Below are 19377 nucleotides of genomic sequence, written 5' to 3'. Positions count from 1 at the left end.
CGTCAAATCCGCTGGAGAGTCACCATGATCAAGTCGCGCGCCGCCGTTGCCTTCGAGGCCGGCAAACCCCTGCAGATCGTCGAAGTGGACGTCGCGCCGCCGAAAGCCGGCGAGGTGCTGGTACGTATCGTCGCCACCGGTGTCTGCCATACCGACGCCTACACCCTCTCCGGCGCGGATTCCGAGGGCGTGTTCCCTTGCATCCTCGGCCATGAGGGCGGTGGCATCGTCGAGGCGGTGGGCGAGGGCGTGACCTCCCTTGCCGTGGGCGACCACGTGATCCCGCTCTATACGGCCGAGTGCCGCGAGTGCAAGTTCTGCAAGTCCGGCAAGACCAACCTGTGCCAGAAGGTGCGCGCCACCCAGGGCAAGGGCCTGATGCCCGACGGCACCAGCCGCTTCTCCTACAACGGCCAGCCGATCTACCACTACATGGGAACCTCGACCTTCTCCGAGTACACCGTGGTGCCGGAAATCTCCCTGGCGAAGATTCCCAAGGAAGCGCCGCTGGAGAAGGTCTGCCTGCTGGGCTGCGGCGTCACCACCGGTATCGGTGCCGTACTCAACACGGCCAAGGTGGAGGAGGGCGCCACCGTGGCTATCTTCGGCCTCGGCGGCATCGGCCTGGCGGCGATCATCGGCGCCAAGATGGCCAAGGCCTCGCGCATCATCGCCATCGACATCAACCCGGCCAAGTTCGACGTGGCCCGTGAGCTGGGCGCGACCGACTTCATCAATCCGAAGGATCACGACAAGCCGATTCAGGACGTGGTGATCGAGCTGACCGATGGCGGCGTCGACTACTCCTTCGAATGCGTCGGCAACGTGCAACTGATGCGCGCGGCCCTCGAATGTGCGCACAAGGGCTGGGGCGAGTCGGTCATCATCGGCGTCGCCGGTGCCGGCCAGGAGATCAGCACCCGTCCCTTCCAGCTGGTGACCGGCCGTGTATGGCGCGGTTCGGCCTTCGGCGGCGTAAAAGGCCGTACCGAGCTGCCGAGCTATGTGGAGAAGGCCGAGAAGGGCGAGATCCCGCTGGACACCTTCATCACCCACACCATGGGGCTGGACCGCATCAACGAAGCCTTCGACCTGATGCACGAAGGCAAGAGCATCCGCACCGTCATTCATTACTGAGCTAGCTAGAAGCCTGAAGCTTGAAGCTGGAGGTAGCGATGCTTTTTGCTTCGGGCTTCCAGCTTCTGGCTTACCGCTCGGACGGAGTCCGTTCAATGACCCTTGAAATCGTTTCCAGCAACAAGAGCTTCGGCGGTTGGCACAAGCGCTATCGCCATCGTTCGAACGCACTCAACTGCGACATGGTCTTCGCCGTCTACCTGCCGCCCCAGGCGGAGCAGGGCGCGAAGCTGCCGGTGCTCTACTGGCTGTCGGGGCTGACCTGCACCGATGAGAACTTCATGCAGAAGGCCAGTGCCCATCGGCTGGCCGCCGAGCTCGGGCTGATCATCGTCGCCCCGGATACCAGCCCGCGCGGCGCCGATGTGCCGGGCGATCCGGACGGTGGCTGGGACTTCGGGCTGGGTGCCGGCTTCTACGTCAACGCCACCCAGGAGCCCTGGGCGCGCAACTACCGCATGCACGACTACGTGGTGCAGGAGCTGCCGGCGCTGATCGAGGCCAATTTCCCGGTCTCGGACAAGCGCGGCATCAGCGGGCACTCCATGGGCGGCCACGGGGCGCTGGTCTGTGCGCTGCGCAACCCGGGGCGCTACCAGTCGCTGTCGGCCTTCGCGCCCATCGTCAACCCGATGGCCTGCCCCTGGGGCGAGAAGGCGCTGTCCCGCTATCTGGGCGAGGACCGTTCGCGCTGGCGCGAGTGGGATGCCTGTGCGCTTATCGCCGATGCCGGCGAGCGCCTGCCGATCCTGGTGGACCAGGGTGATCGTGACGATTTCCTGGTCAACCAGCTCAAGCCCGAGGCCTTGCAGGCTGCCGCCAAGGCCGCCGGCCACCCGCTGACACTGCGCATGCAGCCGGGCTACGACCACAGCTACTACTTCATCGCCAGCTTCATCGACGACCACCTGCGGCACCACGCTGCTGCACTTGAAGGCTGATGAATCAGGGGGTGAGGCCTGAGCTCTGGAAGCCGGCGTGATTGCCTGCTGGCTTCCAGCTTCCAGCTTTCGCTTTCAGTTAGAATCGCGCCCTGACTTTTCAGGGCGTTTTTCTGACTATGCGAATTGGCCACGGTTACGACGTGCATCGTTTCGGCGAGGGGGACTTCATCACCCTGGGCGGCGTGTGCATCCCTCACAAGTTCGGGCTCATCGCCCACTCCGACGGTGACGTGCTGCTGCACGCGCTCTCCGACGCGCTGCTGGGTGCCGCTGCGCTGGGCGACATCGGCAAGCACTTCCCGGATACCGATCCGCAGTTCAAGGGCGCCGACAGCCGCGCGCTGCTGCGCCATGTGCTGGTGCAGGTGCGCAACAAGGGCTGGAAGGTCGGCAACGTGGACGCCACCATCGTCGCCCAGGCGCCGAAGATGGCCCCGCACATCGAGACCATGCGTGCATTGATCGCCGAGGATCTCGGTGTCGAACTGGACCAGGTCAACGTCAAGGCCACCACCACCGAGAAGCTCGGCTTCACCGGTCGCGAGGAGGGCATCGCCGTGCATGCGGTCGCCCTGTTGCTGAGCGCATGAACGAGTTCGAACTGCTGGGACCACGTGCCTACGGGGAGGCACTCGGCCAGGCCGTGCTCAAGGCGATCGCCGATGACTTCCAGGTCGACGAAGTGCTGGACATCCCTCTCGCCGGCGAAGGCGAGCACCTCTGGCTCTGGGTGGAGAAGCGCGAGCTGAACACCGAGGAAGCCGCCCGGCGCCTGGCCCGTGCAGCCGGCGTGCCGGTCCGGACCATCAGCTATGCCGGCCTGAAGGACCGCCAGGCGCTGACCCGCCAGTGGTTCAGCCTGCACCTGCCGGGCAAGGCCGATCCGGACCTCTCCGCCGCCGAGAACCCCAGCCTGCGCATCCTCAAGAGCGTGCGCCACAAGCGCAAGCTGCAACGGGGCGCGCATTCGGCCAATGGCTTCACCCTGCGCCTCACGCGTCTGGTCGCCGACCACGAGGCGCTCGATGTCCGGCTCAAGGCGATGGCGGCCGGCGGTGTGCCCAACTACTTCGGCTCGCAGCGCTTCGGCCATGACGGCGGCAATGTCGTCGATGCCCGCGCTTTCGCGAGCCGTCGTGAATTGCCGGAACAGCGCAACGTCCGCTCTCGGCTGCTGTCGGCCGGGCGCAGCTACCTGTTCAACCGGGTGCTCGCCGAGCGGGTGGCCAAGGGCAACTGGAACCGTGCCGAGGTGGGCGACCTGCTGGCCTTCACCGACAAGCGCAGCTTCTTCATGGCGGGCGAGGAGGAGTGCCGCGACCCCCGCCTGGAGATTCTCGACCTGCATCCGACCGGCGCGCTGTGGGGTTCCGGGCCGTCCCCTGCCGGCGGCGCAACGGGTGCCCTGGAGCAGGCGCTGGCCGATGCCGAGCCGGCGCTGCGCGACTGGCTCGCGGATGCGGGCATGGCGCACGAACGGCGCATCCTCCGCCTCCCCATCGGCGGCCTTACGTGGCATTATCCCGAGCCTGACGTTCTGCAACTGGAATTCGTCCTGCCGGCTGGATGCTTCGCTACCGCAGTGGTTCGCGAGCTTGTCGATCTGGTGCCGGCGGGGCAGACGGACAACCCATGCGTATTCTGATTTCCAACGACGACGGGGTGAATGCACCCGGCATCGCCGCCCTGCATGCTGCGCTCGAGGATTATGCCGAGTGCGTGGTCATCGCCCCCGACCAGGACAAGAGCGGCGCGAGCAGCTCGCTGACCCTGGATCGTCCGCTATGCCCGCATCGCCTGGATAACGGCTATATCAGTATCAACGGCACGCCCACCGATTGCGTCCACCTGGGGCTCAACGGCCTGCTGGAGCAGACGCCCGACATGGTGGTGTCCGGGATCAACCTGGGCGCCAATCTCGGCGACGACGTGTTGTATTCGGGGACGGTCGCGGCTGCGCTGGAAGGGCGCTTCCTCGATCTGCCGGCATTCGCCTTCTCGCTGCTTTCGCGCCAGTCGGACAACCTCGCCACCGCTGCGCATTTCGCTCGCAAGCTGGTCGAAGGCCATGCGCAGCTCGACCTGCCGCCGCGCACCGTGCTCAACGTGAACATCCCCAACCTTCCGCTGGACCATATCCGTGGCGTGCAGGTGACCCGCCTGGGCCATCGCGCCAGGGCTGCGGCGCCGGTCAAGGTGGTCAACCCGCGTGGCAAGGAGGGCTACTGGATCGCCGTGGCCGGCGATGCCGAGGATGGCGGCCCGGGTACCGATTTCCATGCCGTGATGCAGGGCTATGTCTCGATCACGCCGTTGCAGCTGGACCGCACCTTCACCCAGGGGCTCGACAGCCTCGAGGGCTGGCTGGGGAGGCTGTTCTGATGGCTCGCGAACAGGACGACCTGCTGCGCCGGGGCATCGGCATGACCTCCCAGCGCACCCGTGAGCGCCTGATCCAGCGCCTCTATGAAGAGGGGCTGTCCAACGCCCATGTGCTGGAAACCATCCGTCGTACGCCGCGGCACCTGTTCGTCGACGAGGCGCTGGCGCATCGCGCCTATGAAGACACGGCACTGCCCATCGGCCACAACCAGACCATTTCCCAGCCCTACATGGTGGCGCGGATGAGCGAGCTGCTGCTCGCTGCCGGGCCGCTGGACAAGGTGCTGGAGATCGGCACGGGCTCCGGCTACCAGACCGCCATCCTGGCGCAGCTGGTGGAGCGGGTGTTCTCCGTCGAGCGCATCCAGAGCCTGCAGGACCGCGCCAAGGAGCGCCTGGTCGAACTCAACCTGCGCAACGTCGTGTTCCGCTGGGGAGACGGCTGGGAGGGCTGGTCGGCGCTGGCACCCTACAACGGCATCATCGTCACTGCCGGCGCCGCCGAAGTGCCGCAGGCGTTGCTGGATCAACTGGCCCCTGGCGGGCGTCTGGTGATCCCGGTCGGCGCGGGCGATGTCCAGCAACTGATGCTGATCATCCGCGAGGAGCATGGCTTCTCGCGCCATGTGCTGGACGCCGTCCGTTTCGTTCCGCTGCTCAACGGGCCGCTGGCCTGAGCGGACGGACGCGTCGGCGCACCATCCACCTGGCCGCGGGGAACCTGTACGCCGATCGACTTTCTGATTGGCAGGCACGGCGATACGTTGCTATGGCCTCGTGCCCTGGCGGCCAACCCGAGATGAGCAATGGGTAACTGGTCCTGAACGATATAATCGGCACAATACGCACGACCTTGGGGCATTGGGAAAGGGGACAGGAATGAGCCTGGCCATTCGGCAGAGGATCAGCATGGGAAGCGCGCATGGACTGCTGTCCGTCGTGGCCGTTGGCTTGTTGCTGGCGGGCTGCGCGAGCTCACCGCCCGGTGGTGTCCAGGTGGTCGATCGCAACGGCCGCGCCGTGAGCACCCAGCAACGTCAACCGGTGACCACTGGCCAGTACCGCGTACAGCGCGGTGACACTCTTTACTCCATCGCCTTCCGCTTCGGCTGGGACTGGAAAGCCCTGGCTGCGCGAAACAATATTCCCGCGCCCTATGTGATCCGTCCGGGGCAGACCATCCGTTTCGATGGCCAGTCCAATTCCGCACCGGTGCGTACCGTCGCTACCGCTCCGGTCGTCACCGCGCCGCCGAGCAGGCAACCGGCCACCAGCCAGCCGGTGCAGGGCCAGCCGACCAAGCCTGTCACTCCGGCCCAACCCCCTGTCGCGACCACGCCGGCAACGACGCCGACCCTGCCTGTAACCCGCTCTGCGACTGGCTGGGCGTGGCCTGCGAACGGCGCGATGATCGGTCGTTTTTCCTCAAACGGTAGTTTGAATAAAGGGATTGATATAGCAGGTGAATTAGGCCAGCCTGTTTTAGCTGCGTCAGATGGTTCGGTTGTATACGCCGGAAGTGGATTACGGGGCTACGGCGAATTGGTAATCATCAAACACAGCGATACCTACGTAAGCGCCTACGGCCACAACCGCAGGTTGCTGGTACGGGAAGGACAGCAGGTCAAGGTCGGACAGACCATTGCAGAGATGGGCTCAACGGGTACTGACCGGGTGAAGCTTCACTTTGAAATTCGCCGCCAAGGTAAGCCTGTAGATCCCCTGCAATATCTGCCCCGTCGTTGATCCGACGTCAGCCCGTCACCCTCGTGGGATGGACGGGCTCAGGCGTAGCCAGGGAAATGGCGTCGTCAGAGCTTGTTGTCGAACTCAGCAAGGGACAACAACAATGGCACTCAATAAAGAAGCGCCGGAGTTTGACGTCGACGACGAATTGCTCCTTTTGGAGCCGGGCGTCGGCATGGACGATTCGCTGTCCGAGGAGCAGGACGCACCTGCCCCGAGCAGCAGGGCCAAGCAGTCAAGCTCACTCAAACAGCACAAGTACATCGACTACACCCGCGCCCTCGACGCGACCCAGCTATACCTCAACGAAATCGGCTTTTCCCCCCTCCTGACTCCGGAAGAAGAAGTACATTTCGCGCGCCTGGCGCAGCGAGGTGATCCTGCCGGGCGCAAACGCATGATCGAGAGCAACCTGCGACTGGTGGTCAAGATCGCCCGTCGTTACGTTAACCGGGGGCTCTCCCTGCTGGACCTGATCGAAGAGGGCAACCTCGGGTTGATCAGGGCGGTCGAGAAGTTCGACCCGGAGCGGGGCTTCCGCTTCTCCACCTACGCTACCTGGTGGATTCGCCAGACCATCGAACGCGCGATCATGAATCAGACCCGGACAATCCGGCTGCCGATCCACGTCGTCAAGGAACTCAACGTCTACCTGCGCGCTGCGCGGGAGCTGACCCACAAGCTTGATCACGAGCCCTCTGCGGAAGAAATCGCCAACCTGCTCGAAAAGCCGGTGGACGAGGTGAAGCGGATGCTCGGCTTGAACGAACGGGTCACTTCAGTGGACGTTTCCCTGGGGCCGGATTCGGACAAGACGCTGCTCGACACGCTTACCGACGACCGTCCGACCGATCCCTGTGAGTTGCTGCAGGACGACGATCTGTCGCAGAGCATCGATCAGTGGTTGTCGGAGCTGACGGACAAGCAGCGTGAAGTAGTGGTGCGTCGCTTCGGCCTGCGTGGCCATGAAAGCTGCACGCTCGAGGAAGTCGGCCAGGAAATAGGCCTGACCCGGGAGCGGGTGCGGCAGATCCAGGTGGAGGCCTTGAAACGGCTTCGGGAAATCCTGGAGAAGAACGGCTTGTCGAGCGACGCGCTGTTTCAGTAAGGGAGGTCGCTAAGGGAAACCCGGCTAAGGCCGGGTTTCTTCGTTTTGGGATTTGTTCAGCCGGAAAGCGAAGCGCTACATCTTTGTTCAAAAAAAGGGTCATGTAAGTATTTGCTTACATTTGCTGTAAGCGTTAAAGGTCAAAAGTGAGTGGAAATCAGGGCTAAAGTGCGTGAGCTAATTTTTTATATTGTTGATTTTTAAGGATTTTATTTTAGTTGCTGATTGAGTTCTTCGAGGCCCGTTCCGGTAGGTGCCCTTGTTGGCAGGCCGGGAATCGCTATCATCAGCCCCATGCAACACGGAATGTTGCGGGCCGATACGGAAATCGGTCAGGAGCGTCACTGGATGTGGCTCATCAGGATGATGAAAGGGAATTGAAGGGATAGGGACGAAAGAGTGGGCGGGCAACCGCCCCTTTTTTTTGCCCGCAAAAACAAAGGCCCGCGATTGCGGGCCTTTTGCTTGATGCGCGATCAGCGCTCCAGTTGGGGGAGCTTGCCTTTCACGCCATCCCACTCTTCGGCATCTGCCAGAGCTTCTTTCTTTTCGGTGATGTTCGGCCAGACTTCCGCCAGATCGCGGTTGAGTTCGATGAACTCCTGCATGTCTTCCGGCACTTCATCTTCGGAGAAGATGGCTTGGGCCGGGCACTCGGGTTCGCAGAGTGCGCAGTCGATGCACTCGTCCGGGTGAATGACCAGGAAGTTCGGGCCTTCGTAGAAGCAGTCCACCGGACAGACTTCCACACAGTCGGTGTATTTGCATTTGATGCAGTTGTCGGTGACGACGAAGGTCATTTCTAGTTCTCTCCTCAGCGGCGGCTCGGAAACCCTGGCTATAGAGGTTTCCCGGCTCTGGATGGCGTCCCCGACTCAGGCTGGCGGCCGGAGCTCGTCCAGAGCGCGCGGGATTCTAACAGCTTGTGCGCGATGGCGTTAGATTCGTGCCTTGAATGTATATAACAACTCCAGCGCGCGGCGTGGGGTCAGGTCGTCCGGTTGCAACTTCGCCAGCTCGTCGAGCACCGGGTGCGGCAGGCTTGCGAACATGTCGCTCTGCATGGGCGGTGCCGGCTGGCCGGGTGCGGCTTTCGGTACTTCATGGGGCAGGCTGGTGGTTTCCAATCGCGCCAGATGCTCGCGTGCACGGAGGATCACGTCTGCCGGGACGCCGGCCAGTTGTGCCACCGCGAGGCCGTAGCTCTGGCTCGCCGGGCCGGGCAGGACGTGATGCAGGAAGACGATGCGCTCGTTGTGCTCGGTGGCATTGAGATGCACGTTGGCCACCACCGGCTCGCTTTCCGGCAGCACGGTGAGCTCGAAGTAGTGAGTGGCGAACAGCGTATAGGCGCGCAGGCGTGCCAGGTGTTCAGCTGCAGCCCACGCCAGCGAAAGGCCGTCGAAGGTACTGGTGCCACGGCCCACTTCGTCCATCAGCACCAGGCTGCTGTCGGTCGCGTTGTGCAGGATGTTGGCGGTTTCGCTCATTTCCACCATGAAGGTGGAGCGGCCGCCGGCCAGATCGTCGCTGGAGCCGATACGGGTGAAGATGCGGTCCACGGGCGACAGTTCGCAACTGGCCGCTGGCACGAAGCTGCCGATGTGCGCCAGCAGGACGATCAGGGCTATCTGGCGCATGTAGGTCGATTTACCGCCCATGTTCGGGCCGGTGATGATCAACATGCGGGTGGCATCGTCCAGAGACAGGTCGTTGGCCACGAACGGGGTTTCCAGCACCTGCTCCACCACCGGGTGGCGACCTTGCACGATGCGCATGCAGGGCTCTTCGACGAAGCGGGGGCGGTTCAGGTCCAGGTTCAGGGCACGCTCGGCGAGGTTGCTCAGTACGTCCAGTTCGGCCAGGGCGGCCGCAGTGTCCTGCAGGGGCGCCAGTTGCTCGATCAGTTGTTCCAGCAGGTCCTCATAGAGCATCTTCTCGCGGGCCAGGGCGCGGCTCTTCGCGGAGAGGGCCTTGTCCTCGAATGCCTTGAGCTCGGGGGTGATGAAGCGCTCCGCGCCCTTGAGGGTCTGGCGGCGGATGTAGTCGGCGGGCGCCTGCTCGGCTTGCACCCGGGGCAGTTCGATGTAGTAGCCGTGGATACGGTTGTAGCCGACCTTGAGGTTGGGCAGGCCGGTGCGTGCCTTCTCGCGTGTCTCGAGGTCCATCAGGTACTGGCCGGCGTTCTCGCTGAGCGCCTGCAGCTCGTCCAGTTCGGCGTCGTAGCCGGTCTTGATCACACCACCGTCACGGATCACCGCAGGCGGTGTCTCGATGATGGCGCGGGCCAGCAGGTCCGCCAGCTCCGGATAGGTGCGGATGCTGGTGGCCAGGGTTCCCAGATGCGGTGCCTCCAGGTCGGTCATGGCGCTCTGCAGCTCGGGCAGTGCCGCCAGGGCGTCGCGCAGACGGGCCAGGTCGCGGGGGCGGGCGTTGCGCAGGCCGATGCGGGCGAGAATGCGCTCCACGTCGCCGATTTCCTTCAACTGTGGCTGCAGGCCTTCGAAGCGGTAGCGTTCCAGCAGGCAGCTGATGGAGTCCTGGCGTGCTTCCAGTACGGCGCGGTCACGCAGCGGGCGGTTCAGCCAGCGGCTCAGCAGGCGGCTGCCCATGGCGGTCTGGCAGCGGTCGACTACCGATTGCAGCGTGTTGTCGCGTCCGCCTGCGAGGTTGATGTCCAGCTCCAGGTTACGGCGGCTGGCACCGTCCAGGATCACCGTGTCGTCGAGGCGATCATGGCGCAGGCTGCGCAGGTGCGGCAGGGCGGTGCGTTGGGTTTCCTTGGCGTAGCCGAGCAGGCAGCCGGCGGCTCCGATCGCCAGCGTCAGGTTCTCGCAACCGAAGCCCTTCAGATCCTGTACGCCGAACTGCTGGCACAGGCTCTTGTGGGCCGAGTCACGGTCGAAGTCCCAGGGCGCGCGGCGACGTACGCCACGGCGCTTCTCGGCCGGCAGGCCCTGGGGCCAGTCGTCGGGGATCAGCAGCTCGGCGGGGTTCATGCGCTCGAGTTCGGCCAGCAGGTTCTCCCAGCCCTTGATCTCCTGCACGCTGAAGCGGCCGCTGGTGATGTCCAGCACCGCCAGCCCGAACAGGCGCTCATCACCGAGTACCGCTCCGATCAGGTTGTCGCGCCGCTCATCCAGCAGCGCCTCATCGCTGATCGTACCGGGGGTGATGATGCGCACCACCTGGCGCTCCACGGGGCCCTTGCTGGTGGCCGGATCGCCGATCTGCTCGCAGATGACCACCGACTCGCCGAGCTTCACCAGCTTGGCCAGGTAGCCCTCCACCGAATGGAAGGGAATGCCTGCCATGGGGATCGCCTTGCCAGCCGATTGGCCGCGGGCGGTGAGGGTGATGTCGAGGAGCTTGGCGGCCTTCTTGGCGTCTTCGTAGAAGATCTCGTAGAAGTCACCCATGCGATAGAACATCAGTTGATCCGGGTGCTGGTTCTTCAGCCGCCAGTACTGCTGCATCATCGGCGTGTGGTCGGAGAGCTCGTTGTTATGGGCTTCGGCGGGGGCCTGTCTTTTTGACATAGGGGTGTTTGTCTAATACTCAGCGCACTTTGACATGCATTGTCGGGGCCTGAGCGATCTTCGGCAACCGCCCGCGCAGATATCGTGCGGTCATTCTCGGGTCGCTATGGCCTCCCAGCGCCTGGGCGTTTTTGCCCTCGGCATCGGCATCAGTCAGGGACTTCGCGCGGATGTCGTGGATGGTCACATCAGGCACGCCAGCCTTCTCCCTCGCGAGCGCAAACGCTTCCTTGATCGTGTGGTAGGAGACCGGCCTGCCAGCGCGTGCGCAGAACAGAGTGAGCGTGCGAACCTTCCTCGGCAGAGCTTTGGCGCGAGCAATCACCTCCTCGAGATCTGGAGTCATTGCTACGACCAACTTCGCCCCCGTCTTCTGCTGTACGAACGACACACCCTCCGGCGAGATGTCCGCCAGGTGGATACTGATCACGTCGCTGATGCGCTGCCCCGTGAGGTAGGCCATCTCCAATATGTTGCGCACGTACGGGCTGCAGGCGGCCAGGATGGCCGAGAACTCGGCGTCGGTGATGTACCGGTCGCGCCGCGCCTCATGGTGTCGCCGGACCCCGACGCAAGGGTTGGCATCGACCTCTCCCCACTCCAGGGCATAACTGAACACGATGCGGGCCACGGACAGGATGCGGTTGCACATGTTCGGGGTGCTGGAGAGGGACACCTTCACGGCGGCGATGTGCTTCGGCATGACCTGCCTGGGCTCGAACTCCGCGAATATGTCCTTCAGCCGCTCTGCTGCCGCTTCATACTGGGCCACCGTGTTGGCGGCCAGGCGCTTGACCTTGAAGTGGTGTGCAAGAGCCCTGTCGATGAGCTCCGGCATACCGCCCAGGGCCGCCTGTGAGGTTTTCCGGGCGTACTCAAGTAATGACGCCTGGTAGTCCTCGCCCAGCCGCAGCCACTTCCCTCCCTTCACCAGGTAGTACGCCCCGTGCTTGTGGTACATGCACGCCGGCAGGTGCCGATCCTTCTTCCTTGGACGCATGTCCCCCTCCTCACGACCCCGTCAGACGCAGCCGGGGCTCCTTCTTCTGCTGCTGGGAAGCCCCCAGCCTGGCTAGCACTACGTCTCGAAGAACCTTCGGGCGCCCGTCAGCACCTATCACATATCCGAAACGATGATCATCGAGCCAGCGTATTTGCGCGCTGGCGCGGGACCGCCCCGTCAGGTCGGCCACTTCTTCAGGTGTCATGAACATGACGATACCTCCCCGCCGGTATCCGGCAGGCTGTGGTGGGGTAGGGGAGTTGTAAGGTGGGGGTTTACAGCTGGGGCTTGCCGCGTGGTTCGCACTGGAGCGTGATGACACCGTTACCGGTCATGATCTGAGGCCTTGCCATGAGGCGCGCCTCGTCTCGCTGATTCGCTATCAGGTTGAGCATGACGAAGGTGAAGGCGAACATGATCCCGAACAGCCAGGCGAAGAAGCGGTACATTCTGGAGTCCATCACTCCCCCTCCTCAGCCTGGCAGGTGGAGATGCGCAGACTCTCGATTGATGCCCTGTCCGGGTGGCGGTAGTTGTTGATCCAGGACGGCCACTTGGTGATCTTGCCGTCGACGCGAGCCTGTACGTAGGGCGTGGGGAGCTTGCTGCCGCCCGGGAACGCCTCGCTGTACTCGTGCAGCAGGATCGCCGCACGGCGCTGCCACTCCTCGGGCATGGCCTCCATCAGCACGCGCGGGATGGTGCACCAGCTGGCGCGGTCCAGGCCGAACCAGCATTGCAGGTCCTGGCGGTAGTCGTGGGGCTGCGGATCCCTCGGCACGCTTACCGCGTCGGGCTGCTGGGGTGGGAGGGCGTCCAACGCCTGCCGCGCCTTCTCACCGTTCTCTACCAGCCAGTCCACCCATTCCTTGCGCTGCCAGTAGCGCGGTTGGTCGTCATCGTGCCCGCGCACTTCATGCATCCTGCTACGGTTCACCGTATTTGCCGCGCCGATCAGTTCACGCACCGCCTCAATCAGCTCGGCGGATGGTCGCCCCCTGATCGCGGCGAGCTCGGCGCGGAGCTGGTCGCGCTCGGCCTGCAGGGAGTCGCTCTCGTCGAGGAGGGACAGCACCAATTCGCCGCTTGTCTCGTCTTGCCAGATATCGTCGATCGCATTGAATGCAAGGAAATCGTCGTCGTCATCGGTCTCGATGTACTTGTCCGATGCGGCAATCCATTGCAGTGCCAGGTTCCGCAGTTCTACCTTGTTCACATCGCTCATCGGTCGTTCTCCTGGGGCGGGGTGGCTCCGGCCACGATTGCTATGGCACGCAGAAGCTCCAGCTTCGCAGTGGTGACTTCCTGCTTTCGTGCGGCCTTGGTGTCCTTCCTGGCATGGCAGTGCATGCGCACCGCCCGCTCCAGTTTGTCTACCAGGCCACGAATCCTCGGCGGGGTTGCCATCACGAATCCCTCTTGCTGCAATCACACGGCCCGAGCAGTTCAGGGCAGCTGTGGTTGTTGGTTGAGCAGTCGGAGTCGTGACCCCCTTGGCTCGGCGCTGCCGGCTGCAGGTGCGGGGTGATGCCAAGCAGGTAGGTGCCGAACTCAGTCAGGCGGTGCTTGCCGAAGCCAACCGATTCGACCGCCCCGATCTCTGCGAGCCTCCTCATGCCTTCCTTGCTCACTCGATGGCCTGCGTCACAGCACACGGCTTCATAGAATTCGTCGAGGTCTTCCCGTTCTTGCTCGGTCAGTTCCGGCATCACGACAGCCTGCTGCTGTTCGGATGCAGGCGGGGTGGGGGCGGCGGCGAGCAGACCACGCCAGAACCTCCGCATTGCCTGCTCGCCGTTGTAGTCGATGCAGTTGCTCGTCATGGCCACCCCGATTGGGCCTCCAGCCTCGGCAACTAGGCGTTTCCCGTAGTGACCTTCCAGACCGGAGAGAATCATTGCCGGCGTCAACCTGATAGGCACCAGCTTCCATCCCTCCGGCACCCCAGCAGCAGGCGGGGCGTCGTCCAGGGCCAGCAGAGCGGCCTTCTCCTCGTCCGGCATCTTCGTGATGGTGGCCGTGATTTCGATGGCCTGAGCCCACGGGACCGGATGGCCCAGTACCGCCGCTCGCTCGCTGATCAGTCGGGCCGCCAGAGCTTCCGCAGGCTCGGAGCCGTCAGCAGCAGGCGGGGCGGAGAGCGCGGCGCGGGCCTGCCAGGCTTCCCACTCGCCCGGATCGTCAGGGCGCTTGAATCCGCCGCTGCGCTGCCAGGCCTCAAACCCCTCCCGCTCCCCCTGCACCTGCGCGGCGGGAGGGGGAACGGGCATCAGGGCCAGGCAGCAGTGATCGGTTCTCGCCGCGAGGGCGGCAATCTGCCGAGGCATGCCATTCAGCAGCTCGTTGTGCTCGTCCATGTAGATGGGCTTGGTCTGGCAGAGCTCGAACTCTTCGGGGTTGACCCAGATGACAAGGGGATCTTCGCTCACGATTTCTTCTCCTGCCGCTCATAGTCGGCGATGAATTCGGTAATCAGGACGCTCAGCTCCATGGCGCCGATGGACGAGTGCGTGCCTACGTAGCGGTTGGCGCGCTTCAGCAGGGCGATGGAGTGGGCGAGGGGATGCGTGCAGGCCTGGGCATTAATGCGCCGCTGCACGGCGGATTCGGAGAGGCCGGTCATGGCTACACCGCCTTCAGCGCATCAAGGCCTCTGGCGGAGCGCCACGAGCGCACCGAGCCATCACCATCCAGGACAACCCGGCAGCACATGACGGCTGTCTGAACCGCCTCCTTGCGAACGTTCTCTGCCGACTCATCGAGGACGGCCTTGCAGAGCTCGCCGAACTCCTCAGCCAAGGCGAGCGTCATGAGTCGGTCGCCAGGGAACTTGCTCCTGGCTCGCTTGAGCTCCGCGCGCACCTCATCCAAGAACGCCTCTACCGGGTTTGGCTCGAAGGGCTCGGCGCCATGGGCGAAGCTGATTTGAAGTCCGAGGTCTTTGGCCAGGCGATACTCGATGCTGGCGCCGCGGCTTTTCGACCACCCCGGCAGCAAGTGGATGGTGTTACAGGCGGCCAGCATCTGGATGTCCAGCTTCATGTAATCCACCCATTCGTAGCCGTCGATAATCCCGTGCTCGGCTGGGTTCGTTACTGCGTCTCCGGCAGCCCTTAAGCGAGCGGCCTCGGCGTTGAAAGCGGGGAAGTTGAACTCGGGAAGCCCAGTCATAGGGCCTGCCAGGTAGATTCGGCGCATGGTGTATCCCTCCAGCGCAGTGCGCAGAGTAGGTGGGGATGGGGTGGGTTAGGCTGTGGCCTGGAAGTCTTTGAAAATATCGAGCTGGGCAGCGCCATCGATCCATGCGGTGTCAATGCGTGCTTGCGCGATAGCGGCGTAGCCGGGATTGAGTTCGCAGAGGATCGAGCGCCGCCCCTCCTGCATGGCCACCAAAGCTGTGGTACCTGCGCCACCGAAGGGATCAAGCACGAGGCCTCCTCGGGGCGCACCGGCCAGGATGCAGGGGCGGATCAGTTCGGGTGGGAAGGTGGCGAAGTGGGCGCCTTTGAAGCCGACGGTGGGAACCGACCAGACGCTGCGCTTGTTTCGCTTGTCGCTGTAGTCAATGTCTGGCCGATCAGGACGATGCTGGCCCGTCTGCCCATGTTCGCCCGCCGTGTTCTTCGTCTCCCGGCTGAAGCTGTTGCGCTTGCTGCGCTTGCCGCCGACGGCCTTCATGGCGCCGTTGGTTTTCCCGGGCACTCGTTCGCTGCCTTCTTGTTCATCCCAGCCTTCCTGGGCGAGGCGCTCGACTGACGCAGGCGCCAGAGGCTCGGAGATGGCAGCTTGGTCGAAATAGTACTGGCGGGATTTGCTGAGTAGAAAGAGGTACTCGTGGGCCTTGGTGCACCTGTCTCGGACGCTTTCTGGCATGGGGTTTGGCTTGTGCCAGATGATGTCTTGGCGCAGATACCAGCCATCGTCCTGCAGCGCGAAAGCCAGGCGCCAAGGCATTCCCATCAGGTCCTTGTGCTTCAGGCCTTGCGGCGGGCTTCGGCGACGGCCGTGTAAGACTGCGCCTCGCGTGGAGGCTGAAACCGTATCGTGCTTCCCCTTTGAGCCTTTGGGGGCATAGCCGCCAGCTACTGACGCGTAGCTGTCGCCCATGTTCACCCAGCAGGTGCCATCATCGCGCAGCACGCGGTGCACCTCTCGGAAAACCTCGACCAGTCTGGCTATGAAGTCGGACGGGGTTTCCTCCATGCCGATCTGCCCTTCCACACCGTAGTCGCGTAGGCCGAAGTAGGGCGGGCTGGTGACACAGCAGTGAACGGATCGGTCGGGCATCTGGCGCAGCAGCGACAGACAATCACCGACCAGTATTTGGTGGGAAGGCTTCATGCTTTCTCCAGGTCGTCCTACTCCATTCCGCTGGTGCGGATGGATGGGGTGGGTATGGGAGGGGGAAGGTCTAGCGGTGGGTGATGATGCATTCCCAGGTCCCGGCGCCCCGGACCAGGGTTCCGCCGAACTCTTCGCACTGGCCTTGTTACATCGTCCAGAGCCAGTAGACGACCACCATGAAGATGATCATCCCGAGGTCGAACCAGAGGCTTCGCTTCATTGGTCCTCCAGTGCGTTGAGTCTCGCTGCTTCGGCCGCGCCGGCCTGGTTGAGCTGCAGCGCTACGTTTTCCGATATCGTGATTTCGTGGCGCGGCACGACAAGGAACCGCTTGGCGCCATCTGGCCCCAACGCATGGATGTTCATGATCAACAGCTGGATGCACTCGGCTATCTCGCTGATCGCGCCCCAGCTCATGAGGTCCCGCAGCATCGCCAGGATGCCTGGCCGCACGCGGTGCCGGAGCTCAACCTCGCCGCGCTCCTTGCGCCGCGCTGCTGCGTTGGCTGATCGTTGCTGGCTGGTCTTGGCCATGGTCAGCGAGTCTCCGGGAACTGGATTTCGTACTGCTGGCAGACGCGCTTGAAGATTCGCGGGTCCAGCTCGCTCGCCTTGATGGCTTCCCGCCGGGTCAGCCCGATGGCCAGGTAGGCGCGAAGCTTGGCGGCGTGGACCTCATAGCGGGCCAGGTGGGCGCGCCCCCGGCCTTCGAGGAAGGTGATCTCGTGCTCTTCGGCCAGAGACACCAGCCGCTTTCTGCTGATGCCGGTCAGCTTTTCGATCTCGGTAATGCAGTGGGTCGCAGCCAGCTCCCGCACCTGGGTCATCTTCTCTTCGTCCTGTACGGCCTGGATCTGCCGCCGGCTCATGATTTCGATGTCCATCGTCTTGCCTTTGCGGGCCATCAGCTTGGCGTAGCGGCGAGGGAACTTGACCGGGTCGATCCCGGCGGCGCTCCCCAGCATGGCCACCTGCTGCTCGTGGCTACGGATGCATCCGGTGGAGAGCATCACGCCACCTGCTGCGCCCGGTGGCGCTTGAAGCCGAGCACGCACAGGTTGCCGCAGAGCTTGGCGAAGACCGGATCGGTGTAGCCGTGGCGGCGGGCGAGGGCGGCGGTGTCGCGGATGTTTTTGCCGGCGAACTCTTCGATTTCGTCGGCCTGGTGCTGGCGCTGCTGCATATCGTTCTCCTTTGCACTCAACAAAAAGGGCTGTCCAGTGATGCTGGGCAGCCCTGCCTCCGTACCTGGTTGTTCGTCTACTTCATGGCCATTCCCTCCGCAGTTGCACCTGGGTACCGGTGCCGCTCGTGCTCTCGTTGTTGCCCCGCGCGCGGCGTCATGCGTTGCGCGGTGGCGCCCCGTGTCGGTTCGGGGGATAGGTGCAGGCGGCAGGCGCTTCCCTGCTTGCATCTGGACTAGCCATTCCTGGCCCCGGACTCGCCTGCGAAAGCTTTCCGGTAAGTCTTGGTCAGGCCGCCGTCAACTAAGCGGCCCCGCTTGAGAAGGATGCGCGCCAGGGCGGCTCTGTCCTTCTCACTGCTGCCGGCCTGCCTCAGTAGTCCGAAGTAGCTGTTGGCGGTCTCCAGCAGATCCTCCTCAGGCGCCGTTGCGACGCGGCGAAGCGCCTGAGCCACCGACTTCTTCCTGGTGGTGCGCCGCCATGGCTTGATCACGTGCCCGACGAAATCGACGCCTCGATCAACGGGCTGGAGGATGGTCTTCTTGGGGTTCAGCTTCACACCCAGGCTCGGTAGGAACTCCTCGATCTGTGCGAGCCACTCGTTCAGTTGCCGCGGTGATTCGTGCAGCAACAGGAAGTCGTCGACGTATCGGATGTAGTGGCGGCACCGAAGTTGGCGCTTCACGAACTGGTCCAGCGCGTCCAGGAAGACGTTGGCGAAGAACTGGCTACTCAGGTTGCCGATGGGCAGACCCAGGTGAGCAGGTTGCGCAACGAGGCGCTTGTGCTGCGGCACTCTCGCGAAGAGATGGCGCGGGCTGCGCACCTCGTAGTTCTCGCGAGGTTCGTGCATCAGCACCTTTAGCGCTAGCTGCCGCCACCAAGGCTCTTCGATTCTCCTGGCCAACTGCGTCGCCAGCACGCGCTTGTCGATGCTGACGAAGAAGTTGGCCAGGTCGCACTTCAGGTAGAACACTGGCCTGGACCAGTTCTGCGTGGCGCTTCTGATCTTGTGCTCAAGGCGCCTTGCGGCGTACAGCGTGCCGCGCTCGGGGATACAGGCGCAGCTGTCTGCTACGAAGCTGCGCTCGATCCCTGGTCCTATACGGTTGTAGAGCAGGTGGTGGACGATTCGATCCCGAAAGTCTGCCGCCCACACTTCTCTGGCCTTTGGCCTGGTGACGACGAAGCAGATCGACTTCCCTGGTAAGTACGTACCGGCCTGCAAGTCCTCGTAGAGGGCCAGCAGGTTCTCTTCCAGGCGTTCCGCGAACTTCAGCGCGCTGGCGGTGTTGCTCTTGTGCCGGCGGCAGTCGTAGTAGGCCTGGACCAATTCTTCGAAAGGAAACATCGCAACACCTGCATCTGCGGACGGCGCGGACACGGAACTCGTTGTTCTTGTCGTTGTTGTTCGTGTTGCCGTCGGTGAAGTTCGTGTTGAAGGCGTTGTTGGACGAGTACTGCGACATGCCTTGCTATCTACGTCGCCCGGCCGAATGCTCAGCCGAGAAACTGCGCCGGACCTGCCAGTAGCTCTGGTGGTTTCCGTGGTGCGCATGGCGGTGCCCGAAGGCAGCGGCAAGACCAGATTCAGCGCGCAGGTGTGATAGCCGTAGCCATCACACAGCGGGCGCGGTTGCGAACTTCCCTTTCCAGGCGTTGGCCTGCTTTCCAATTGAGGCGGTGAGCTGCATCGCAGAGGCGTGTTGCTTGAGGCTGATGAAGCGCTGATTGGCCAAGGCTCGAAGCAAGTAATTCATCATCCAGATGCTCTCCAGCAACTGGTTCAGGTGAGGCACCTTGTCCTTTGCCATGTTGGCGCGCCCGATCAGCACCATGATCTGCAGAGCCTCGTCACGTAGCTTCGAGCCAATGACCTGTTTCAGGTCTCGCGGGATGTTGCGCACGAGATCGAGGGTGAGGCCGAGCAGGTCTTCGGCTGCTTTGTGGATCTGCAGTTCGGTGTGCATGGCCATCCTGGCCTCCTTGC

At 63.5% G+C, this 19377-nt stretch carries 23 protein-coding genes; 8 read left to right on the top strand and 15 right to left on the bottom strand.

From position 1 onward, the window contains the following. Positions 1 to 24 precede the first annotated feature (24 nt). From WFQ67_RS05370 to rpoS, 8 genes are all read left to right on the top strand, one after another. The gene (locus WFQ67_RS05370) at positions 25 to 1137 is read left to right on the top strand and encodes an S-(hydroxymethyl)glutathione dehydrogenase/class III alcohol dehydrogenase (protein ID WP_111261651.1); all 1113 of its coding nucleotides are present in this window, start codon (positions 25 to 27) and stop codon (positions 1135 to 1137) included. 95 nt (positions 1138 to 1232) lie between these two features. Beyond that, positions 1233 to 2078 carry an S-formylglutathione hydrolase gene (fghA, locus tag WFQ67_RS05365; protein ID WP_337056342.1) on the top strand — a complete coding sequence of 282 codons (846 nt, stop codon included), beginning with the start codon at positions 1233 to 1235 and terminating at the stop codon, positions 2076 to 2078. Positions 2079 to 2197: 119 nt separating this feature from the next. Then, a complete protein-coding gene (gene ispF / locus WFQ67_RS05360) occupies positions 2198 to 2671 on the top strand; it encodes a 2-C-methyl-D-erythritol 2,4-cyclodiphosphate synthase (protein WP_337056341.1) in 474 nt (157 codons plus the stop codon). Next, positions 2668 to 3726: a tRNA pseudouridine(13) synthase TruD gene (gene truD / locus WFQ67_RS05355; protein ID WP_337056340.1), complete on the top strand. Its 1059-nt coding sequence runs from the start codon at positions 2668 to 2670 to the stop codon at positions 3724 to 3726. The genes ispF and truD overlap by 4 nt, the downstream gene beginning before the upstream one ends. Beyond that, the gene (gene surE, locus WFQ67_RS05350; protein WP_111261647.1) at positions 3714 to 4463 is read left to right on the top strand and encodes a 5'/3'-nucleotidase SurE; all 750 of its coding nucleotides are present in this window, start codon (positions 3714 to 3716) and stop codon (positions 4461 to 4463) included. Before truD ends, surE begins: the two co-directional genes overlap by 13 nt. 41 nt (positions 4464 to 4504) lie before the next feature. Then, entirely contained in the window at positions 4505 to 5140 is a 636-nt protein-coding gene (locus tag WFQ67_RS05345) for a protein-L-isoaspartate(D-aspartate) O-methyltransferase (RefSeq protein WP_173172433.1), read from the top strand. 202 nt (positions 5141 to 5342) lie between these two features. After that, positions 5343 to 6209: a peptidoglycan DD-metalloendopeptidase family protein gene (locus tag WFQ67_RS05340; protein ID WP_213625900.1), complete on the top strand. Its 867-nt coding sequence runs from the start codon at positions 5343 to 5345 to the stop codon at positions 6207 to 6209. 103 nt (positions 6210 to 6312) lie between these two features. Further along, on the top strand, positions 6313 to 7317 hold the full coding sequence (gene rpoS / locus WFQ67_RS05335) for an RNA polymerase sigma factor RpoS (RefSeq protein WP_213625899.1): 1005 nt from the start codon (positions 6313 to 6315) through the stop codon (positions 7315 to 7317). A 476-nt stretch (positions 7318 to 7793) separates the two neighbouring features. Here the strand turns inward: rpoS and fdxA are convergent, their stop codons facing one another. The 15 genes from fdxA to WFQ67_RS05260 all read right to left on the bottom strand — a co-directional run bounded on the left by fdxA (position 7794) and on the right by WFQ67_RS05260 (position 19363). Next, positions 7794 to 8117 carry a ferredoxin FdxA gene (gene fdxA / locus WFQ67_RS05330; RefSeq protein ID WP_111261643.1) on the bottom strand — a complete coding sequence of 108 codons (324 nt, stop codon included), beginning with the start codon at positions 8115 to 8117 and terminating at the stop codon, positions 7794 to 7796. Between the two features lie 138 nt (positions 8118 to 8255). Next, a complete protein-coding gene (gene mutS, locus WFQ67_RS05325) occupies positions 8256 to 10856 on the bottom strand; it encodes a DNA mismatch repair protein MutS (RefSeq protein WP_337056339.1) in 2601 nt (866 codons plus the stop codon). A gap of 19 nt (positions 10857 to 10875) precedes the next feature. Continuing rightward, the gene (locus WFQ67_RS05320; protein WP_337056338.1) at positions 10876 to 11856 is read right to left on the bottom strand and encodes a tyrosine-type recombinase/integrase; all 981 of its coding nucleotides are present in this window, start codon (positions 11854 to 11856) and stop codon (positions 10876 to 10878) included. A 10-nt stretch (positions 11857 to 11866) separates the two neighbouring features. Next, the gene (locus WFQ67_RS05315; protein ID WP_236247043.1) at positions 11867 to 12070 is read right to left on the bottom strand and encodes a DUF4224 domain-containing protein; all 204 of its coding nucleotides are present in this window, start codon (positions 12068 to 12070) and stop codon (positions 11867 to 11869) included. A gap of 64 nt (positions 12071 to 12134) precedes the next feature. Then, positions 12135 to 12308 (bottom strand): hypothetical protein, encoded by a 174-nt coding sequence (locus tag WFQ67_RS05310; RefSeq protein WP_337056337.1) that lies wholly within the window; start codon positions 12306 to 12308, stop codon positions 12135 to 12137. An 11-nt stretch (positions 12309 to 12319) separates the two neighbouring features. Beyond that, positions 12320 to 13084: a hypothetical protein gene (locus WFQ67_RS05305; RefSeq protein ID WP_337056336.1), complete on the bottom strand. Its 765-nt coding sequence runs from the start codon at positions 13082 to 13084 to the stop codon at positions 12320 to 12322. A 181-nt stretch (positions 13085 to 13265) separates the two neighbouring features. Next, the gene (locus WFQ67_RS05300; RefSeq protein ID WP_337056335.1) at positions 13266 to 14288 is read right to left on the bottom strand and encodes a hypothetical protein; all 1023 of its coding nucleotides are present in this window, start codon (positions 14286 to 14288) and stop codon (positions 13266 to 13268) included. Beyond that, entirely contained in the window at positions 14285 to 14482 is a 198-nt protein-coding gene (locus WFQ67_RS05295) for a hypothetical protein (protein WP_337056334.1), read from the bottom strand. The genes WFQ67_RS05300 and WFQ67_RS05295 overlap by 4 nt, the downstream gene beginning before the upstream one ends. Before the next feature lie 2 nt (positions 14483 to 14484). Then, positions 14485 to 15057, bottom strand: coding sequence for a DUF4406 domain-containing protein (locus WFQ67_RS05290; RefSeq protein ID WP_337056333.1), 573 nt, complete (start codon positions 15055 to 15057; stop codon positions 14485 to 14487). A gap of 48 nt (positions 15058 to 15105) precedes the next feature. Further along, positions 15106 to 16200, bottom strand: coding sequence for a DNA-methyltransferase (locus WFQ67_RS05285; protein ID WP_337056332.1), 1095 nt, complete (start codon positions 16198 to 16200; stop codon positions 15106 to 15108). Positions 16201 to 16419: 219 nt separating this feature from the next. Continuing rightward, the gene (locus WFQ67_RS05280) at positions 16420 to 16737 is read right to left on the bottom strand and encodes a hypothetical protein (protein ID WP_337056331.1); all 318 of its coding nucleotides are present in this window, start codon (positions 16735 to 16737) and stop codon (positions 16420 to 16422) included. Positions 16738 to 16739: 2 nt separating this feature from the next. Then, a complete protein-coding gene (locus WFQ67_RS05275; protein WP_337056330.1) occupies positions 16740 to 17216 on the bottom strand; it encodes a hypothetical protein in 477 nt (158 codons plus the stop codon). Next, on the bottom strand, positions 17213 to 17386 hold the full coding sequence (locus WFQ67_RS05270) for a hypothetical protein (RefSeq protein ID WP_337056329.1): 174 nt from the start codon (positions 17384 to 17386) through the stop codon (positions 17213 to 17215). The genes WFQ67_RS05275 and WFQ67_RS05270 overlap by 4 nt, the downstream gene beginning before the upstream one ends. Before the next feature lie 236 nt (positions 17387 to 17622). Next, positions 17623 to 18738 (bottom strand): RNA-directed DNA polymerase, encoded by a 1116-nt coding sequence (locus WFQ67_RS05265; protein ID WP_337056328.1) that lies wholly within the window; start codon positions 18736 to 18738, stop codon positions 17623 to 17625. Positions 18739 to 19006: 268 nt separating this feature from the next. Beyond that, positions 19007 to 19363 carry a four helix bundle protein gene (locus WFQ67_RS05260; protein ID WP_337056327.1) on the bottom strand — a complete coding sequence of 119 codons (357 nt, stop codon included), beginning with the start codon at positions 19361 to 19363 and terminating at the stop codon, positions 19007 to 19009. Positions 19364 to 19377 lie beyond the last annotated feature (14 nt).

The organism is Pseudomonas sp. USHLN015 (assembly GCF_037153275.1).
GTDB classification, from domain to species: Bacteria; Pseudomonadota; Gammaproteobacteria; order Pseudomonadales; family Pseudomonadaceae; genus Metapseudomonas; species Metapseudomonas tohonis.
This window is presented reverse-complemented; position numbering and strand designations above follow the sequence as displayed.

What these genes read in the sequence shown, in the direction of transcription:
- fdxA (WP_111261643.1), bottom strand. Translation starts at nt 8,117, where the DNA reads ATGACCTTCGTCGTCACCGACAACTGCATCAAATGCAAATACACCGAC.
- WFQ67_RS05295 (WP_337056334.1), bottom strand. Translation starts at nt 14,482, where the DNA reads ATGACCGGCCTCTCCGAATCCGCCGTGCAGCGGCGCATTAATGCCCAG.
- WFQ67_RS05290 (WP_337056333.1), bottom strand. Translation starts at nt 15,057, where the DNA reads ATGCGCCGAATCTACCTGGCAGGCCCTATGACTGGGCTTCCCGAGTTC.
- mutS (WP_337056339.1), bottom strand. Translation starts at nt 10,856, where the DNA reads ATGTCAAAAAGACAGGCCCCCGCCGAAGCCCATAACAACGAGCTCTCC.
- WFQ67_RS05370 (WP_111261651.1), top strand. Translation starts at nt 25, where the DNA reads ATGATCAAGTCGCGCGCCGCCGTTGCCTTCGAGGCCGGCAAACCCCTG.
- WFQ67_RS05340 (WP_213625900.1), top strand. Translation starts at nt 5,343, where the DNA reads ATGAGCCTGGCCATTCGGCAGAGGATCAGCATGGGAAGCGCGCATGGA.
- WFQ67_RS05320 (WP_337056338.1), bottom strand. Translation starts at nt 11,856, where the DNA reads ATGCGTCCAAGGAAGAAGGATCGGCACCTGCCGGCGTGCATGTACCAC.
- rpoS (WP_213625899.1), top strand. Translation starts at nt 6,313, where the DNA reads ATGGCACTCAATAAAGAAGCGCCGGAGTTTGACGTCGACGACGAATTG.
- truD (WP_337056340.1), top strand. Translation starts at nt 2,668, where the DNA reads ATGAACGAGTTCGAACTGCTGGGACCACGTGCCTACGGGGAGGCACTC.
- fghA (WP_337056342.1), top strand. Translation starts at nt 1,233, where the DNA reads ATGACCCTTGAAATCGTTTCCAGCAACAAGAGCTTCGGCGGTTGGCAC.
- WFQ67_RS05310 (WP_337056337.1), bottom strand. Translation starts at nt 12,308, where the DNA reads ATGTACCGCTTCTTCGCCTGGCTGTTCGGGATCATGTTCGCCTTCACC.
- WFQ67_RS05265 (WP_337056328.1), bottom strand. Translation starts at nt 18,738, where the DNA reads ATGTTTCCTTTCGAAGAATTGGTCCAGGCCTACTACGACTGCCGCCGG.
- WFQ67_RS05345 (WP_173172433.1), top strand. Translation starts at nt 4,505, where the DNA reads ATGACCTCCCAGCGCACCCGTGAGCGCCTGATCCAGCGCCTCTATGAA.
- WFQ67_RS05280 (WP_337056331.1), bottom strand. Translation starts at nt 16,737, where the DNA reads ATGGCCAAGACCAGCCAGCAACGATCAGCCAACGCAGCAGCGCGGCGC.
- WFQ67_RS05315 (WP_236247043.1), bottom strand. Translation starts at nt 12,070, where the DNA reads ATGTTCATGACACCTGAAGAAGTGGCCGACCTGACGGGGCGGTCCCGC.
- surE (WP_111261647.1), top strand. Translation starts at nt 3,714, where the DNA reads ATGCGTATTCTGATTTCCAACGACGACGGGGTGAATGCACCCGGCATC.
- WFQ67_RS05305 (WP_337056336.1), bottom strand. Translation starts at nt 13,084, where the DNA reads ATGAGCGATGTGAACAAGGTAGAACTGCGGAACCTGGCACTGCAATGG.
- WFQ67_RS05260 (WP_337056327.1), bottom strand. Translation starts at nt 19,363, where the DNA reads ATGGCCATGCACACCGAACTGCAGATCCACAAAGCAGCCGAAGACCTG.
- ispF (WP_337056341.1), top strand. Translation starts at nt 2,198, where the DNA reads ATGCGAATTGGCCACGGTTACGACGTGCATCGTTTCGGCGAGGGGGAC.
- WFQ67_RS05270 (WP_337056329.1), bottom strand. Translation starts at nt 17,386, where the DNA reads ATGCAGCAGCGCCAGCACCAGGCCGACGAAATCGAAGAGTTCGCCGGC.
- WFQ67_RS05285 (WP_337056332.1), bottom strand. Translation starts at nt 16,200, where the DNA reads ATGAAGCCTTCCCACCAAATACTGGTCGGTGATTGTCTGTCGCTGCTG.